The following is a 677-nucleotide window of genomic DNA, read 5'->3' on the forward strand; positions in this document are numbered from 1 at the left end:
CTCGTCAGTGCGAACCAGGCACGCATCTCGTGGGCCCAACCGGCGATCTCTGCGTTACCGGACTCATCCGCTAAAGACAGGGCCGCCGCTCCCAAGACCCGGTACTCGCTCCGCACGATCCCGCTGCCGCCTTTCGTCGTGGATGCCCTCCGTGATCGGCGAGAGCAGCAGACAGCGGAGCGGGACGCCTGCGGTGCCGAGTGGCTGGAGTCCGGCTATGTCTTCACGACGGCTGTGGGCTCACCGGTCGACCCGAGGAACCTGAATCGGCACTGGTGCGCCACACGGAAACGAGTCGGCCTGGATGAGTACCGCTTCCATGATCTTCGGCACTCGTTCGTCTCCCTGCTCCTGGATCTTGGAGTCGCGCCGCACATTGTCCGCGAGATTGCCGGTCACAGTGATCTTCAGGTCACCCTCGGCGTGTACGCCCACGCGTCCACGGAGGAGAAGCGGAAGGCGTTGACCCAGCTCAGCAAGCTGTTCGAGTAACCGCACTGCCGTCGTACTGCCGTCAGTACACCAACGCAACGCCCCCGCCGATGATCTCGACGGGAGCGTTTTCGCTGTTCAGCGGCGGTGGCTGGGGCCGGGGTCGAACCGGCGACCTTCCGCTTTTCAGGCGGACGCTCGTACCAACTGAGCTACCCAGCCGCAAGGTTTCACGTGAAACCTTA

1 protein-coding gene and 1 tRNA gene are annotated in these 677 nt (G+C 64.0%); one reads left to right on the plus strand and one right to left on the minus strand.

Features of this window, described 5'->3' with window-relative positions; genetic code table 11:
• A partial coding sequence (locus tag VXC91_RS46475; RefSeq protein WP_329513348.1) for a tyrosine-type recombinase/integrase occupies positions 1-492 on the plus strand: 492 nt, incomplete at its 5' end.
• 88 nt (positions 493-580) lie between these two features.
• On the opposite strand, the gene VXC91_RS46480 is transcribed toward VXC91_RS46475, so the two are convergent.
• Positions 581-654 (minus strand) — tRNA-Phe (locus tag VXC91_RS46480).
• Positions 655-677: the final 23 nt, after the last annotated feature.

This window comes from Streptomyces chiangmaiensis (assembly GCF_036281785.1).
Taxonomy (GTDB): Bacteria; Actinomycetota; Actinomycetes; order Streptomycetales; family Streptomycetaceae; genus Streptomyces; species Streptomyces chiangmaiensis.